Source organism: Tunturibacter empetritectus (genome assembly GCF_040358985.1).
Lineage (GTDB): Bacteria > Acidobacteriota > Terriglobia > Terriglobales > Acidobacteriaceae > Edaphobacter > Edaphobacter empetritectus.
In genome coordinates this window covers 4,456,766-4,471,944 of record NZ_CP132932.1, presented here as the reverse complement: position 1 = coordinate 4,471,944, position 15,179 = coordinate 4,456,766, and the positions used below count along the sequence as shown (strand labels likewise).

The 15,179-nt window shown below is 54.5% G+C and carries 18 protein-coding genes; 12 read left to right on the top strand and 6 right to left on the bottom strand.

Annotated features, from left to right (window positions below; translation table 11 throughout):
- Positions 1 to 55 precede the first annotated feature (55 nt).
- The 3 genes from RBB75_RS18750 to RBB75_RS18740 all read left to right on the top strand — a co-directional run bounded on the left by RBB75_RS18750 (position 56) and on the right by RBB75_RS18740 (position 2,878).
- Positions 56 to 805 (top strand): acyloxyacyl hydrolase, encoded by a 750-nt coding sequence (locus RBB75_RS18750; protein ID WP_353068952.1) that lies wholly within the window; start codon positions 56 to 58, stop codon positions 803 to 805.
- Between the two features lie 46 nt (positions 806 to 851).
- Positions 852 to 1,772 carry a glutamate formimidoyltransferase gene (ftcD, locus tag RBB75_RS18745; protein ID WP_353068951.1) on the top strand — a complete coding sequence of 307 codons (921 nt, stop codon included), beginning with the start codon at positions 852 to 854 and terminating at the stop codon, positions 1,770 to 1,772.
- A gap of 146 nt (positions 1,773 to 1,918) precedes the next feature.
- Complete coding sequence (locus RBB75_RS18740) at positions 1,919 to 2,878, top strand: hypothetical protein (RefSeq protein ID WP_179638143.1); 960 nt, start codon at positions 1,919 to 1,921, stop codon at positions 2,876 to 2,878.
- 262 nt (positions 2,879 to 3,140) lie between these two features.
- Here RBB75_RS18740 and RBB75_RS18735 read toward each other — a convergent pair whose 3' ends face one another.
- From RBB75_RS18735 to RBB75_RS18710, 6 genes are all read right to left on the bottom strand, one after another.
- Positions 3,141 to 3,605 (bottom strand): GyrI-like domain-containing protein, encoded by a 465-nt coding sequence (locus RBB75_RS18735; RefSeq protein WP_179638142.1) that lies wholly within the window; start codon positions 3,603 to 3,605, stop codon positions 3,141 to 3,143.
- 65 nt (positions 3,606 to 3,670) lie between these two features.
- Positions 3,671 to 4,126 carry a nuclear transport factor 2 family protein gene (locus RBB75_RS18730; RefSeq protein WP_179638141.1) on the bottom strand — a complete coding sequence of 152 codons (456 nt, stop codon included), beginning with the start codon at positions 4,124 to 4,126 and terminating at the stop codon, positions 3,671 to 3,673.
- A 64-nt stretch (positions 4,127 to 4,190) separates the two neighbouring features.
- Complete coding sequence (locus tag RBB75_RS18725) at positions 4,191 to 4,703, bottom strand: GyrI-like domain-containing protein (RefSeq protein WP_179638140.1); 513 nt, start codon at positions 4,701 to 4,703, stop codon at positions 4,191 to 4,193.
- On the bottom strand, positions 4,700 to 5,323 hold the full coding sequence (locus RBB75_RS18720; RefSeq protein WP_179638139.1) for a TetR/AcrR family transcriptional regulator: 624 nt from the start codon (positions 5,321 to 5,323) through the stop codon (positions 4,700 to 4,702). Before RBB75_RS18720 ends, RBB75_RS18725 begins: the two co-directional genes overlap by 4 nt.
- Before the next feature lie 492 nt (positions 5,324 to 5,815).
- Positions 5,816 to 6,268 carry a chemotaxis protein CheX gene (locus RBB75_RS18715; protein ID WP_179638138.1) on the bottom strand — a complete coding sequence of 151 codons (453 nt, stop codon included), beginning with the start codon at positions 6,266 to 6,268 and terminating at the stop codon, positions 5,816 to 5,818.
- A gap of 174 nt (positions 6,269 to 6,442) precedes the next feature.
- Positions 6,443 to 6,829: a response regulator gene (locus tag RBB75_RS18710; RefSeq protein WP_179638137.1), complete on the bottom strand. Its 387-nt coding sequence runs from the start codon at positions 6,827 to 6,829 to the stop codon at positions 6,443 to 6,445.
- A 131-nt stretch (positions 6,830 to 6,960) separates the two neighbouring features.
- Between RBB75_RS18710 and RBB75_RS18705 the strand changes: the two genes are divergently transcribed.
- From RBB75_RS18705 to flgL, 9 genes are all read left to right on the top strand, one after another.
- A complete protein-coding gene (locus tag RBB75_RS18705) occupies positions 6,961 to 7,716 on the top strand; it encodes a flagellar hook-basal body protein (RefSeq protein WP_179638136.1) in 756 nt (251 codons plus the stop codon).
- A 46-nt stretch (positions 7,717 to 7,762) separates the two neighbouring features.
- Complete coding sequence (gene flgG, locus RBB75_RS18700) at positions 7,763 to 8,551, top strand: flagellar basal-body rod protein FlgG (RefSeq protein ID WP_179638135.1); 789 nt, start codon at positions 7,763 to 7,765, stop codon at positions 8,549 to 8,551.
- Between the two features lie 6 nt (positions 8,552 to 8,557).
- Positions 8,558 to 9,097, top strand: a complete 540-nt coding sequence (locus RBB75_RS18695) for a hypothetical protein (protein WP_179638134.1) — start codon at positions 8,558 to 8,560, stop codon at positions 9,095 to 9,097.
- Positions 9,094 to 9,933 carry a flagellar basal body L-ring protein FlgH gene (locus tag RBB75_RS18690; protein WP_353068950.1) on the top strand — a complete coding sequence of 280 codons (840 nt, stop codon included), beginning with the start codon at positions 9,094 to 9,096 and terminating at the stop codon, positions 9,931 to 9,933. The genes RBB75_RS18695 and RBB75_RS18690 overlap by 4 nt, the downstream gene beginning before the upstream one ends.
- 11 nt (positions 9,934 to 9,944) lie before the next feature.
- Entirely contained in the window at positions 9,945 to 11,114 is a 1,170-nt protein-coding gene (locus RBB75_RS18685) for a flagellar basal body P-ring protein FlgI (RefSeq protein ID WP_218884534.1), read from the top strand.
- On the top strand, positions 11,111 to 11,416 hold the full coding sequence (locus tag RBB75_RS18680) for a hypothetical protein (RefSeq protein ID WP_179638133.1): 306 nt from the start codon (positions 11,111 to 11,113) through the stop codon (positions 11,414 to 11,416). The genes RBB75_RS18685 and RBB75_RS18680 overlap by 4 nt, the downstream gene beginning before the upstream one ends.
- A gap of 58 nt (positions 11,417 to 11,474) precedes the next feature.
- The gene (locus RBB75_RS18675; RefSeq protein ID WP_179638132.1) at positions 11,475 to 11,783 is read left to right on the top strand and encodes a flagellar biosynthesis anti-sigma factor FlgM; all 309 of its coding nucleotides are present in this window, start codon (positions 11,475 to 11,477) and stop codon (positions 11,781 to 11,783) included.
- A gap of 250 nt (positions 11,784 to 12,033) precedes the next feature.
- Positions 12,034 to 13,446 (top strand): flagellar hook-associated protein FlgK, encoded by a 1,413-nt coding sequence (gene flgK, locus RBB75_RS18670; protein ID WP_179638131.1) that lies wholly within the window; start codon positions 12,034 to 12,036, stop codon positions 13,444 to 13,446.
- A gap of 49 nt (positions 13,447 to 13,495) precedes the next feature.
- Positions 13,496 to 14,398 (top strand): flagellar hook-associated protein FlgL, encoded by a 903-nt coding sequence (gene flgL, locus RBB75_RS18665; RefSeq protein ID WP_179638130.1) that lies wholly within the window; start codon positions 13,496 to 13,498, stop codon positions 14,396 to 14,398.
- Positions 14,399 to 15,179 lie beyond the last annotated feature (781 nt).

Genomic DNA, 15,179 nt, shown 5'->3' with positions numbered 1-15,179 from the left:
CAAACGGCCGCCGTTTATCGGCGGCCTTCTTCTGCAACCAACATCGGAGACCTAAGTGATCAAGCAACCCGCACGCCATGGAGCGACCGCCCTCTGGATCTTCGTCCTCCTGCTCGCCGTCACACGAACCTCTTCCGCCCAGGCCATCGTCAGCAACGGGAACAATCCCTTCCTCGATCCCAAAGGTCATCAGCCCCTCGAGATTGGAGCCCTCGTGCAAGGCGGCTTCGGCCTCACCGAAAATCGCGACGACTTCAAATTCCTCATGGCTGGCGTCCACGCCGGCAAAGTTCTCACAGCCAACATGGGCCCTGGCCCCCTGCGAGGCAACTTCGAGTACGCCGTCGAGGCCTTCCCCTTCTGGCAGTCCTACACGCCAAAGTTTCAGCGCCCCTTCTGCACCAACCCGCCCGGCACCCCGGAGCAATGCACGCCCCTCTACACTGTAGGCGGCACCTACACCGGAGCCTCCATCACTCCGATCATCCTCCGCTGGAACCTGGTCGGCACCAAGAAGTTCTCCTTCTGGGGACAAGCCGCCGGCGGCCTCCTATGGACCAACCATAAGTACCCAGCCTTCGGAGGCCCACCCTACAACTCCCAAAATGACGGCAAGTACGCCGATGCCAGCGTCTGGAACTTTACCCCCCAGGGCGGCGTCGGCCTCCACTACTTCCTCCGCCCTCGCCGCTCCATCGACTTCAGCGCCAACGGCATCCACATCTCCAGCGCCTCTCTCGGAGATCGCAACCCCGGCGTCAACGCCAGCGTCCAGTTCACTCTCGGCTACACCTGGTGGAAATAATCTCGACACCACTTCACGAACCACAAAGTAATTGCACAAACTCAAAATGAACCCAGAAGCCATCATCGAGTGCGTCCCCAACTTCTCGGAAGGCACCGACGCCGCCAAAGTCGAGCAGATCGTCGCCGCCACGCAGGTCGACGGCGTGCGCCTCCTGGACTGGTCCCTCGACACCGCCCACAACCGCTCCGTCGTCACCTTCGCCGGCTCGCCCGAAGGCATCGTCGAAGCCGCTGTCCGTGCCGCAGGCAAAGCCGCTGAGCTCATCAACCTCACCGCGCAAAATGGCGTCCACCCCCGCATCGGCGCCGCTGACGTCATCCCCTTCATCCCCGTCAGCGGAGCCTCCCTCGCCGACTGCGCCGTCCTCGCCCGCCAGGCCGGTCTCCTTATCTGGCGGCGCTACGGTGTCCCTGTCTACTTCTACGGAGCCGCAGCCGCCCGCCCCGACCGCGTCCTCCTCGAAGATGTCCGCCGCGGCCAGTTCGAAGGCCTTCGCGACGCCGCCCTCCGCGACGCCACCCGCCGCCCCGACATCGGCGGCCCCGAACTCCACGCCACCGCCGGAGCCTCCGCCGTCGGAGCACGCAGCTTCCTCATCGCCTACAACATCCACCTCCAACAGCCCGATATCGCCGCCGCCCGTGCCATCGCCCGCGATATCCGCGCCGCCAATGGCGGCCTCCATGGCGTCAAAGCCATCGGCGTTCTCGCCAACGGCCGCGCCCAGGTCAGCATGAACGTCACCGACTTCCGCATCACCCCTATGCACCACGTCCACGCCACCGTCCAGCATCTTGCCCAGCGCCACGGCGTCCTCATTGGTGATGCTGAGCTTATAGGCCTCATCCCACAGGCCGCCTATGAGCCCGATTCCGATTGGGTACGTCAAATCACTGGCTTCGATCCCGACGGCAAGGTCCTCGAGCGCAGGCTCCACTCCCCAATCGCGTGGCCACAGCATTAGAATCGCCAAAATCGCCGCTACTACCACGAAAGTAGCAAGCTTGCTAACAGAAACATGACCCATCCAGTCTTGCAACTAGCGCGTATTCACGGAACAATGGTGGTATTGCAGCTACACTGCCAGTAGCTCAAGGAGTAAAGGAAACAATGAACACTATCAAGTGCAACCTCTTCACCACCGCCGTCGTCATGGCGACCATGCTGGCAACTAACTTCGCCTCCGCTGCGCAGCTCTCCAGCGACGCTAAGTCGGCCCTGCCCAAAGAGATTCAGCAGCTCATCGTCGTCGACTACCGCGCCATGCAGAACTCCCCCGCCGCGATGGATCTCAAAGACCGCGTCCTTCCCCCCGAACTCAAGCGCCTCGAGACCGCTCTCAAGAGCTCCGGCCTTAAGGTCGACCAGGACGCTGACGTCCTCGCCTTTGCCGCCTTCCGCGACCAGAAGGGTGACGGAACCCGCATTGTAGGCATCGCTCAGGGTCAGTTCCACACCCGCGAGGTCATGGCCAACTTCACCAAGAACAAGGTCAAGCCCACCATGATCCGCAACAACAGCGTCTATCCCATGGGCGCCAACGGCATGAGCGTCGTATTCCTTAACCAGACCACCATGGTCTTCGGAGACAAAGACGCCGTCAGGGAAGCCATGGACGCACGTGACGGCATGAACCCCGACTTCCTCTCCAACGGCGACATGGTTAACGAGATGGGCGTCGTCGATACCAAGGCCGTATGGAGCCTGCTCGATGCCAAGGGCACCCAGACCATGATGAAGGGCGTCCTGGGTGACGCCTCTCAACTCACCGACTACGACACCGTCAAGAACCGCATGAAGAGCAGCCGCTACACCATGGACTTCCAGAACGGCGTCAAGTTCGACATGGCTGTCGTTATGTCCGACACCCTCACCGCCGCCACCGCCGCCACCCTGATGAAGGGTGTTTCGATCCTCAAAAAGAACTCCGGCACCCCGCTCGAGAAGTCCGCGCTCGATCAGACCACCATCGACTCCAACGCCGGTACCCTGACCGTCTCCTACTCCTCCTCCGACAGCCAGTTCGCCAGCCTCCTCACCTCACCCCTCTTCCAGTCCGTAGTCAAGTAGTCCCTCACGATCTGCAAAATAAGCGACTCGCAAAAAGCCCGGCCTCCGCATCCAGCGGACCGGGTTTTTTTGCGCGGTCGAGTTGCGAAGCCCGTATTAGAACTTTGCTGTCATCCTGCCCCTGAGCGAAGTCGAAGGGAAGGATCCCGACGAATCCCATTCTGCCCAAATCGTTCGTACCATTTCCACTTACCTCTTAAGTCGTCATCCCAACGGAGTGAAGGATCCCCGTATTTGTATCAACATTCGCTACGTTTTATTCCTACGCAATCTGCGGCCGACTCAACTCCGTCCGCCAGTTAGCCGGGTCCGGACCAGCCTCCATGCCGGTAAGATATCGCTCCCATAGATCGTCTGCAGTCTTATACCCACTCTTCGCAATCCAGGCCTCAAATTCACCCCATCCCCCGCCAAGCCCCGAGTAGTCCCCGTGGTAGACCGTCCTCACCAGCTTCATCGCAGGCCACGCTCCAGCCTGCACCCGGCCCGCAGTCACAATCGGCGTAGCAACCGGCACGCAAATCTCGAAGTCAAACGTGTCCTTCGGCTTCCTCAGATGGTGAGTAAACCAGGGTCCGGCCTCGGCAATCCCTTGTGCGGCAACCGCGGCCTTCACCTCGTTCAACCCGGGAATCATAATCTTTCGTATCTCCGACGCCGGAACCTTGAGAGGAAGAAAGGCCATCGGCAGCGTAACGGTCTCAACGATCTGTGGAGTATCGATCAATGTTGTCTCCCTGCGACCCGAATCATCTAGACTCTTCAACTCGGTTGTTTGCTTCAATGCATCGTTTACGGTTGAAGATCGAATGCCGGCCGCAGACTGCCATCCATATAAAACGGCACCGACGTATGGGAGTGTGTGATCCTCCACTGACCAGCCTCTCTCTTCAACTGAAGAGTAGAACGCATCCAGAAGCTCACCAGTCGCGCTGCTGTTTTGGAGGTCGCGTTCATGTGCATAAAGCCATGGCAGAACGCAACATCGCCGCTGACCGTCACCTCAAAATCGCGCGCTTCCACCTCCACCGGCCCATCCCAGGAATCAAACCACGCCTGCTTCTCGCGGAGATCGATTCCACGATGAGAGAGCGGCGGAGCCAGATTGTAGTCGGCCACATCCGCCGCGAACAACGCTGCAAATCCGGCAGCATCTTTCTCATGATTCATCTTGCGGAGTTGATCGATCACCGCCAGAACTTCAGCCTCATCCTTCGAAACATCGGTCTGCATCGTCGCTGTCGCCATCGTGGTTCTCCTCTCTAGTTAGCTGCACGGCCCATTGCTGCACCTTCAAAAGCAAACGTCAGTCCTAACGAATCGGCACCCACACCTCAACATCCCCAGCGCCGATCTTCGGATCAAAGCTCTCGCCATAGCGTTCGAAGAAACCCGGTGCCCCTGGCGTCCCCAACGCGAACGAGTATTGGGACCTTGGCAGCCACTCATGCTCAATCGCGCGGCAGGTCTCCGCCAGCTTCGACACATGGCCCCTGTGCGTGAACACCGCATATCGCTCTACCGGCATCGTCACCACGCTGAACCCTTCAGGCAGACCCTCCGCACTCTGTACCTCGACACCCGCCATGTAGCCAAAACCATCCGACGAAGGAAAACAAATCCCGTAAGCCACCCTGCCAATCTGTCCGGGGATCTTGCCCAGGTAAGCAGCAAAACGCTGCCACAGCGCCGGAATCTCTGGCATCGTCGCCATCGTGTACTCACCCCGCAGTCCAGCCAGCAACATCGGCCTTCCGTCTTCAAACCGCGGCGATTCCAACCCATCAGAAACTGTCTTAACTCCCTGCTGTGGAACCTCTGTCATGAAGTGCTCTCCTGGAATCGATTGAGAAACAACATCTCAATATACCGGTGTAAATGATCGATACAGGAGAGTGCAATCTCGGGGCCACTCTTGGCCTTGGCAAGGACGAACGCTCCTTGCAGCGTCGCTTGTATGTAAAGTGCCAGACTCTGCGCAGTCCACTCCACCTCCATGCCATGCCTCTGCATAGCCTCCGCGATGTCCGCCTCCACAGTCGCCGCATGCTCGCTGATGCTCCGGTTGCACGCCTCTCGTATCAGAGGATTGGTGTCGTACACCTCCTGCACCATCGTACCCACCAGGCACGTAAAGTCACACAGCGGTCTTCCCAGCAGGATCGCCTTGCGGAAGTCCACATAGGCAAGAACACGATCCAGCGGATCGGAAAGCTCGCGATACGGAGCATACGCAAACAACCCGCTCGTAACCTCGCTCCAGTGATCCGCCGCAGCCGTAGCCAACTCTTCCTTGCTCTTGAAGTGGTGAAAGAAGCTTCCCTTGGTCAGGCCTGCCTCTTCGCAGACATCTTCAATGCGCGTAGCGGTGTAACCCTTCACGCGAATCACGTGCATTGCCGCATCCAGGAACTTCGTCTTCGATTCGTGCTGGATATCGATCATGAGAAGAGGTCTCTGATGGAAATAAAATACCAACCAGTTGGTATGCTGTCAACCCAGAATCTTCCCCACTCCTGCCAAATGCAGATCGTTAACGCCTTGTCCCTCACCGCCATTGCTCTCAGCAAAATCCTGTCAAGCCCCACACGAGGCTAAGTGCCTTTCCATCAGACAGATCCGCATGGCACATTAGTTACGTACCACCAGCTATACTGAATACAGAGATCTATCCGCAAAAAGTCGCAAAAGAACCGTTATTTCGACCAAAACGAACCACAGTCTTATCGTGGTCCGCGCCGCGGAGAAACCCCGCATTTGCATTTCTGCGTCTCCCTTGCATTCGCCGTGGTTACCATCACCGCAGATTCTCCGTAAGCCCTTTGCCATCACGAATCTGCAAGCAACCTGTTTGGAATGAATATTTTGCGGAGACCTATTCCGCGTAAGTCGTTACAAAGAATAGACTTACGCGCGGGTAATAGGGGGGGGCCCTTACTAGAACGCAAGTACGACGCCGAACACATTCCCCTGAAAAGAATACTTCCGGCTAAACTTGGTCCCGAACCTCGCCTGATAGCCCTCAAGTCCATTCCGAGTGACGGCAGGGGTCGAGATCGTGCAGTTGGAGTCCGGAGAGGCAAGCTTGCTCTTCCATCCGCCGGCGATCATATTGCAAAGCTCCCCGATCGCATCGTCCACCATCGGATCGTGCGGCTCGGACGGCGTCCCCAGCAGAGCCTCCGCAGTCACCGACGCCGTAGCCTGACTCGCATACAACAGGCACTCCCCGTCCACCGCACCAGTAAACTGAATCCTCGCCACGATCCGCCCCTCCACCGTGTCGACCTCACCCTCCAAGGGATCGCAACTGCGCTCCAGCATCGTCTCAAAAACCTCTGCGACAGCCGAATCCAGCCGAGTCACTGCCTCATCCTGCGTATTTGACACAATCGTCCTCTTCCCGCTCCAGGTTTATGTTCCGCAATCACTCAAGCAACTCTCAACCAACCGACCAACCAACAAATCAAGATCGAAGCGATGCAATCAGCAAAGCTCCAACTCATCTCAACGAACCAGGTTCCAACCGAAAGGCTCAACCCGCACGAGCAGCAACAGAATCGCTCACGCCACACGCAACAGAGGAAGAACCCGCGCCTTGACCTGCTCGGCAGTGAACGGCTTGCAGATATAGCCTTGCGCCCCCGCAGCGATCGCCCTCAGCACGAAGCTCTCATTGCCCTCCGTCGTAATCATCACCACCGGAACGCCGTGCGCGAGATTCTCCTGCTTCCGAGCCTCCAGAAACTGCAGCCCATCCATCACCGGCATATTGATGTCACTCAGGATCAACGACAGCCCACCCGAACCTTGATTGTCACGAAGAGTCTGCAACGCCTCCTCCCCATTCGAAGCCTGCAATACCTCGCTCAGTTCGAGGCCTGCCTGCCGCAACGCTCGCTCGATAACCTTCCTCATCACTGCCGAATCATCAATAATTAGAGCTCGCACCGACCCTCCCAACACATCTTCTGGTCTAACTACTGTATCGGCAGATCAACAGCAACCTTGAATGAACGCCGTTAGCGTTTTCTAACTATCTCCTCTCCAACTTCGGCCACCGAACTGCATAAGCTCGTGGCATGGACAGCGGACTCTACGCAGCATATACAGGGCTCTTGGCACGCACGCAGGCACTCGACACCGCGGCCAACAATCTGGCCAACGCCGGAACCTCCGGCTTTCGTGCCCAACGCGATTACTTCAGTGGAGTTCTTGCAGGCGGCATCGACCAGGATCCCGAGACAGCATCGCAGGTCGGCCAGTCCGTTAACGGCTTCGGAGTCTTAGGTGGCAACCGACTCGATCTCGGACAGGGAGAGCTGAAAGCCACCGGCAATCCGCTCGACCTGGCGCTCGAAGGGCAGGGCTTCTTCGCCATCCAGACCTCCAACGGCATCCGGTACACACGAGATGGAGCTTTCTCCCGCTCCCCCAAGGGAATGCTCCAGACAAGCCAGGCAGAGCCAGTGCTCGACGCCAATCTCAAGCCCATCATCATCCCCACGGGCAACATCTACGTATCCCCCGACGGCAGCATCTCGGTTTCGACAGCAGACGGCAGCGTAATTGTAGGTAAGGTCGGAACCTTCGATTTTGCAGATAGATCAGTTCTCTCTGCTGAGGGTTCCAACCGCTTTTCCGCTAATGGGGCAAAGCCCAGTGCTGCAAACGTCTCGGTAGAACAAGGCTCGGTAGAGGGAGCCAATGAAGACGCCGTTCACGGCACGATGCAACTCGTGTTGATGCAACGGCAAGCGGAGATGATGCAAAAAGCGTTGAGTGTCTTCAATAACGATTTCGATAAAACGGCCTCAGAGGATCTTCCCCGAGTTTGACGAGAGACCCATATTTCTGAGTCATCTACAGAACAAGGAGCTTGAAATGATTCGTGCACTATACACAGCAGCAAGCGGAATGAGCGCCCAGCAAACAAATCTGGACACTATCGCAAACAATCTCGCGAATTCTGGAACTGCGGGTTTCAGACAACGTCAAGTGCAATTTGAAGACATGATCTACCAAAACCTGATCACTCCCGGATCTGCCGAGACACAGCAGACTCTTTCCGCTGGCTTGCAGGTCGGTCTAGGTACGAAGACGGCGGCAAGTGAAGTAATTATGACGCAAGGTGATCCCAATAATACCGGTAATCAATACGACCTTGAGATTCAAGGCGCGGGATTTTTCCAGATCTCTCTCCCTGATGGAACTATTGCTTACACTCGCGCTGGTAACTTTCATTTGAGCAGTCAGGGGACAATCATAACCTCGAATGGGGACACAGTTTTACCTGCAATCACCATTCCTTCCAATGCCGGCGCGGTAACGATCTCTCAATACGGAGTCGTAACTGCGATGCTTCCCGGGCAGACAAATGCCGCCCAACTTGGCACGATTCAACTAGCAACTTTTCCTAATCCTGGAGGGCTTAGTTCTATCGGAAGCAACTTGCTGCAGCAGACGGCCGCTTCGGGAAATCCCATTACTGACAGCCCAGGTGGTACCAGCGGAATAGGAACACTACAGCAAGGGTATCTAGAAAACTCAAACGTTGACGTCGTCGCGGAGTTCGTGCAAATGATCTTGGCACAACGCGCCTACGAAAGTAACTCCAAAGTAATACATGTCGCTGACGACATGTACTCGCAGATCAACGGTCTTGTTCGGTAGGTTGACATGATTAGCATTTTTTCAGAATTCAAGACAGCCGGCAAAAGCCTCTTCTTTTTGCTACACGGAATAAGCGTTGCCAATACAGTTCCCGCAATCTGTTATGAAACGCCATCAGTTGCAATTGCTGCGGGCACCACAAGTTTCTCATTTCCGATATTGGAAAGCGGTGGTTATCGTATAGCGAGAACTCAGTCGGACCTGATACTAGGACAGACCTGGGCGATGGTTATACATTGTGATCATCCAGACTGGCCAGCCCTTGCTTTTCCATTGCAAAATTTGATTTTGTCGGCACAATTCAGAGGGCATGAGAATGCCAAAAATACTCTAGGATCCGTAGTAATTCATGCTGGTGATGTCGTTCGGGTTTGTAGGCAAGATCTATTTTCGAGGCTTGAAGTTACCGGAATCTCGGAAGAGAACGGCAGGTTGGGAGAAGTTATAAAAGTTCGATTATTACGCGAAAACACGGACGATCAGTCTGTATCAGAACAATACTCCGGTATTGTTCGAGGGCCGTCCAATGTGGAGATGAAGCCATGAGACGAATTTTAAGGATCAGCTCGGTTTTTAGCTTCATCCGCGAATCAGAATCCCGTAGAGACCCGCTCTTTACAAGCCAATCGTTTTGGACTTTGTTCGAAAACAAAAGTTGCAGTCGCTTCGCGTCGACGATCGCAGCAATATTGCCGTTGCTTCTGGTGCTCCCCTCGTTGCATGCACAGACTGAAATGATCCATAAACTGATTGAGCCCAAACCGAATGTGGCAGCCTCATCGTTATCCTCCTATCTGGAGAGGGTTCGGGCGGAAAATTCCAACATTCAGCCTGCGCCAGGATCCATCTGGACAGATAGCGGAAGACTGACCCGCATCAATACGGATGTGCGGGCCATGCGACCACATGATCTGATTTCGGTTGTAGTCTCTGAAAGCCTCGCGGCCTCGACGGATGGCACCGTCAAGAACTCACGGGCATCGAATGCAAGTTCCGCCATATCAGGTCTCATCGGTACACTTCATGCAAGTAACGCATTGCAGAATTTGATCAATCAAACATCCTCGTCTGGACTTAACGCGGCCGGGACAAGTGCAACGAATTCGAGTCTAAGCACTACATTTGGCGGACAAGTGATAGAGGTGCTCTCAAATGGGATGCTTGTTATTGAGGCAGCTCGGCAAGTTGAGTTCAGCCAGCAGACACAGACAATTGTTTTGCGGGGCCTTGTCCGTCCTGAGGATATTTCTCAACAGAATCAAGTTTTATCGACAGCTATCTCTAGTTTGGAGCTTGAAGTACGTGGGAAGGGAATTATCAATGACTACACCCACCGTCAGAATCCCGTAGTTCGTCTTCTACAAAAGGTTTTGATTTTTTAGTGAGGAATTGTATGTACATTGTTAAGAAACGCCAAAAATTAGAATCAAAGAAACTGATCAGAGGACTTTCGGCCTTTCTTTCATGTTTGCTATTTGTTATCTCGTCTGCGTGTGCTCTTTCTTCAGACTCAATTACATCTGCATTAAGGCAGGCCCGCGTTAAAGATATCTCTTCAATTGAAGGTATTCGTGACAATCAATTAGTTGGATACGGTATAGTTGTCGGGCTGCAAGGCACCGGCGACAGCCAGCAAACAACCTTTCCAGCACAAACATTAGCGTCAACTTTGCTGCGGATGGGAGTAAGCGTACCAGCATCGGCGATTCGAGTACAAAACCTTGCCGCAGTTTTTGTGGCGGCCACCTTACCCCCCTTTGCTCGGCCGGGCACCAAGCTGGACATAACTGTTTCTTCTGCAGGCGATGCAAGGAGTCTCGAGGGGGGGCTACTTCTAATGACTCCTCTCTATGGATCGGATGGAAAGATATATGCCCAGGCACAAGGACCGTTAGTAGTAGGTGGCTATTCGATCAATGTGAACGGGAACTCAAAGCAATACAATCACCCCAACACTGCGAGAGTACCTTTTGGGGCGATGGTAGAACGTGGGGTTCCGTTGGATCTTGAAGGAAAAAAGCAATTCTCGCTCCTGTTGAACGAAGCTGACTTTCGTACCGCGGAAGCCATGGCACTAGCAATCAATCAATCATTAGGACGGCCTGCTGCGCACGTTCTCGATAGCCGAAGGATTGATTTGCTGGTTGCCGCCGATGAAGAGATTCCAGCGTTATTGGCTCAGGTCGAGTCAATAGAAGTACCTGTCTTTCCTCGAGCGAAAGTAGTTGTCAACGAGCGTACAGGAACGGTAGTTATTGGCGGAACGGTCGTCCTGCAGCCGGTGTCTATCCTTCATGGTGGATTAGCAGTAAATGTGGTGAGCGAGTTTCAGGTGTCGCAACCTAACGCATTGTCCTCAGGTGGCACGACGCAGGTCGTGCAGCAGACGAGAATCGACGCTCAAGATAAGCCGGTCAACCGAATCGAGTTAAAACAGGGAGCTACGGTAGATGATCTGGTTCGAAGCCTACAGACAATTGGAGCTTCAGCACGTGATGTGATCTCGATCCTTCAGGCAATGAAGTCTGCGGGCGCGCTAGAGGCAGAGATCGAAGTCCTATGAAGATTAACCCGGATGTCTCAAGTTCGCCTGTTATCCAACTTCAGAAGCAAGCCAAACTAGTCGATGCTGCTCAACAATTCGAGGCAATGATGCTACAAGAACTGCTAAAGCCAATGCAGCATGGTCAGAGTAGTTGGGGAGAGGAAGAGAAGAGCGATGACTCGGCTTCTGACACGATGAGCAGCTACGGAACGGAATCTGTTGCAAAAGCCATATCGAAGGGAGGCGGCTTTGGGATTGCTCAGTGGGTTGTCGAGCAGGTCGCTAAAGCGCATCAGCCGCATGCGGAAAAAGAAAAATGATTGAGTACTAAAGTTTGCGGATTGAAGGCCGATATAGTCAAGTAGACGGAGGCTCATCATGAGCTATACAAGTGGAATCGGCAGTCAACAGACAACCAACGCGATCACTCCATCTGAGACGCAGCCGGCTGTAATTGTTAATACGTCAGGGACTGTAGCCGGCAAATCTGAAGCACTTAGCGCAACTGTAGTACATGCCGACGAGACGGCTTTGAGTTCAACAGGGGGCCTCGTATTTCAGTCTCTAGGGGCTTCCGATACGCGAACTGTGAAGGTTTCATCTTTGCAGGAAGCGATCGCAGCTGGAACGTACACAGTGTCGTCGTCAGATATGGCAGACAAAATCATACAGTCCTTACTGGAATAACAATGACAATTGATCAAACAGTGGCTGACGTATTCGATGAGACGATTAAGGCTCTCACTATTCTGGATCTGAATAAACTGCAAACCCTGGAAGAGCGAATTGCAGCGCTTGCGAAGTACAGCATCGTATGCAGCAAAGGCAGTCTTAGTTCGATTTTGGCAAAGAGGCATCTACTTGAACTCATTCTTCGAAATCTTGAGTCGAATCTAGCTACACTTCACCGCCTGCACGGGAGAGACATGAGAGACCAATGGGCACACTAACCTCATTATTGAATATAGCCAGCGAGGCCTTACTGGCTGATCAGGCTGCCCTGAACGCGACCGCTAACAACGTTGCGAATCAACTTACTCCTGGCTACACGCGTGAGGTCGTTAGCTTCCAGTCGGGGGATTCCGTCTCCCTTAGCGGGCAGGCCCAGAGCACCGGCGTCACTGCTACCGTTTCGTCACAGAGGGATCGCGTTCTCGAACAACGAGTACAGCAGCAAACACAGACCACATCGCAGAGCGCAGCGCTTCAAACTGCTTTGCAGCAGGTTGAAAACATATTCGGATTGACCTCGGCTTCGACGGGGTCGGGAGCCGTAGCTTCGTCTCAACTTGGCACCGCGATCAACGGATTCTTTAGCTCTTTATCTTCCTTGGAAGCTAATCCGTCTGATGCAGCAACGCGACAGAAAGTACTAACTGCTGCGACCGCTTTAGCCGGCGCATTCAACAGTGCATCAAGTCAGCTTTCGCAGATCTCCGTCAATCTTAATCAGCAAGTCAGCGGTGACGTCGGCCAAATAAACTCGCTCACCTCTTCGATAGCTTCACTTAATTCCAAGATCGCCAGTACCAGCCCGAATGGGGATGCCGGCAGTCTTGAAGATCAGCGGCAAGAGGATATCGATCAACTGTCTCAGCTCGTTGGATTGGACCAAATTTCAACTTCACAGAACGGCATTTCTCTGACAACCAGCGGCGGAGCAGTTTTGGTTAGCGGTGATCAGGCCATTCAGGTTAGCACGACACAGGTGGCAGGCAACACAGACGTGCTGGCAGGGGACCCTCCTCAGGACGTGACTTCAAACCTCAGCGGCGGAGACCTGGGTGGAGCGTTGCAAGCGAGGGATCAGTACTTGTCGACTTATTCCGCGGCGTTAGATAAGTTAGCCTTTTCCCTTGGAACTGCAGTAAATCAGCAGAACGAGCTAGGAGTTGACAGTAGCGGGAACCCAGGACTGGCGATCTTCAGCCTGCCGGGCAGTGCGACTGGTTCTGCTGCAACGATCGCGGTTTCTGCAACCTCTCCTGGGGCCGTAGCGGCTGCCTCTGCTGGAGAGGGGTCTTCGGGCAACAGCAACGCTACTACTCTTGCCGATCTTTCCACGACCAATGTGGTCGGGACCCAGACGGCCACAGGTTTCCTCGCCTCGTTCCTTGATCAGGTTGGCAGTGATGCTTCGGCCGTGACGACGGAGAATGCAACGCAACAGGCCACGCTCACTCAGCTTTCGACTCAGCGCAATTCGCTCTCGAGCGTATCTTCTGACGAAGAAGCATCGAATCTAACGCAATATCAGCGCTCCTATCAGGCGGCGTCTCAGGTGTTCTCGATCGTTGACACCCTGATGGCGAGCGCAATCAATCTTGGTGAACAAACTACAGTGACCTAAGAAGACGCGGCACTCTTAGACTTAACCAACTACCAATCAGGAGCGCATCTTGCGAGTAGATCCGACTTATCTCAGCAGTCTGACCGGGGCACTCAACCAGTCCAGTTCCGCGATCAATAACCTGACCTCCGAGCTATCTAGCGGATTGAGTATCCAATCGCTTCAGGACAATCCGGTTGCTGTCGCACAGAGCACCCTCTTGGCCAGTCAGATCGAACAGGCGGACACGTTCGTTCAATCTGCTGCCGGGGTGGGATCGAGGCTGCAGGTTGCCGACTCGACTTTGGGCGACGTGGTGACCCAGATCAATCAGGCGCTCTCGCTCGCGGTGCAAGGCAACAACGGCACACAGAACGCGTCGAACAATGCCAGCATCGCTCAAGCGCTCAGCGGGATTCTTACTGAAGTGGTCTCGCTGGCGAATACCAGTTATCAAGGGCAGTATCTCTTCAGCGGGAGCCAGGGGTCCGTCCAGCCTTTCACGCTCAATACCGCTGCCGTTCCACCGACAGCTACCTACGCCGGCGACACTAATGTGCAGACCGTCGAAGTGCCAGGAGGACAAAAACTTCCAATCAATCTGCCTGGTTCCTCTGTCTTCGGTTCGGGGACCACCGGGATTGTGGGGGCACTGAGTCAGTTGATCGGCGATATCTCGAGTGGCGCCTCGACCGCTAGTCTCACGACCGATACGGCTGCGCTCACCACCGCTCTTGGTCAGCTATCCGATCAGCGGCAAACACTCGACAGCTCTTTGAGCCGACTCAACTCCGCCAGTACCTTTGCGCAAACCAGTGAAAGTCAGCTTGTGGTGACGCAGGGCACTCTGGTTTCAGCGAATCCTGAGGAGGTGGCTACGCAACTTTCGTCTGCCGAAACTCAACATCAGGCGCTGCTCAGCGTCATTAGTAACCTGGGGAACCAAGAGGACCTCTTTCAACTGATGAGATAAGTGGTCTCGGCATTCCGTTCCGCCATACCATGATGCGGAGTAGTTTTGCCGCTCGTTTTGCGTGCAAAGTGCTTATTGCAAATGGCTTGAAGATAAAGTATTCAATTCAGGTCGCTTGCAGGCTTAAAGCGTTGGACATAGCCAATTCGTGCAGGGCTTCAGGGTCCTAATTCAAGTACAGCTGATTGGGTATTACAAATGCGCGAGGCGTATGTTTTAGGTGTTGGCAGAACCGCAGGACTGAGGATCCGACTGCGATTGCTCTTGGACTGTGCAACTATCGCTTTTGCCTGAGTTTAAAAGAACTAGTTGGATGGGACGATAGAGGAGACAAAAGAAACAGGAAACCGTAACCGCAACCGCAGATCCCCTTCGGGGATGACAACAAAAGAACAGGCTACAATCGAACATCTTTGGGGGAGTGCCTATACTTTGATCTGAGGACTACTGATGGGTGAAGAGGTGAGATTTCTTTGGAACGCGACGCGCGGTAACAGATTGAGGCCGTGGCGAAGCCCCTATCTGCGATGGAGACTGGAGACCTATTCGGGCCAACACGCGGATACCGTACGGGCGCTCGATTTTTGGAATCTGTTCTGGAAAGAAAAAAGGCAACTGTTTCGATTTCTTCGCTGGACGCGTGAGATCAAAAGCTACACCGAATCCGAGACGAAATAGAAAACACGAGCCAGCGGAATCAATGTCGAAAGACTGCGTGGTCTCGAAGAGTGACTTTTTCTTTTATTTGACAACCCACGATGGCAAAGCAGCTCGATGGATT

Excerpts from the sequence above, each read along its gene's own strand:
- ftcD (WP_353068951.1), top strand. The coding sequence starts at position 852 with ATGAACCCAGAAGCCATCATCGAGTGCGTCCCCAACTTCTCGGAAGGC.
- RBB75_RS18740 (WP_179638143.1), top strand. The coding sequence starts at position 1,919 with ATGAACACTATCAAGTGCAACCTCTTCACCACCGCCGTCGTCATGGCG.
- RBB75_RS18730 (WP_179638141.1), bottom strand. The coding sequence starts at position 4,126 with ATGGCGACAGCGACGATGCAGACCGATGTTTCGAAGGATGAGGCTGAA.
- RBB75_RS18725 (WP_179638140.1), bottom strand. The coding sequence starts at position 4,703 with ATGACAGAGGTTCCACAGCAGGGAGTTAAGACAGTTTCTGATGGGTTG.
- RBB75_RS18720 (WP_179638139.1), bottom strand. The coding sequence starts at position 5,323 with ATGATCGATATCCAGCACGAATCGAAGACGAAGTTCCTGGATGCGGCA.
- RBB75_RS18705 (WP_179638136.1), top strand. The coding sequence starts at position 6,961 with ATGGACAGCGGACTCTACGCAGCATATACAGGGCTCTTGGCACGCACG.
- flgG (WP_179638135.1), top strand. The coding sequence starts at position 7,763 with ATGATTCGTGCACTATACACAGCAGCAAGCGGAATGAGCGCCCAGCAA.
- RBB75_RS18695 (WP_179638134.1), top strand. The coding sequence starts at position 8,558 with ATGATTAGCATTTTTTCAGAATTCAAGACAGCCGGCAAAAGCCTCTTC.
- RBB75_RS18690 (WP_353068950.1), top strand. The coding sequence starts at position 9,094 with ATGAGACGAATTTTAAGGATCAGCTCGGTTTTTAGCTTCATCCGCGAA.
- RBB75_RS18685 (WP_218884534.1), top strand. The coding sequence starts at position 9,945 with ATGTACATTGTTAAGAAACGCCAAAAATTAGAATCAAAGAAACTGATC.
- RBB75_RS18680 (WP_179638133.1), top strand. The coding sequence starts at position 11,111 with ATGAAGATTAACCCGGATGTCTCAAGTTCGCCTGTTATCCAACTTCAG.
- RBB75_RS18675 (WP_179638132.1), top strand. The coding sequence starts at position 11,475 with ATGAGCTATACAAGTGGAATCGGCAGTCAACAGACAACCAACGCGATC.
- flgK (WP_179638131.1), top strand. The coding sequence starts at position 12,034 with ATGGGCACACTAACCTCATTATTGAATATAGCCAGCGAGGCCTTACTG.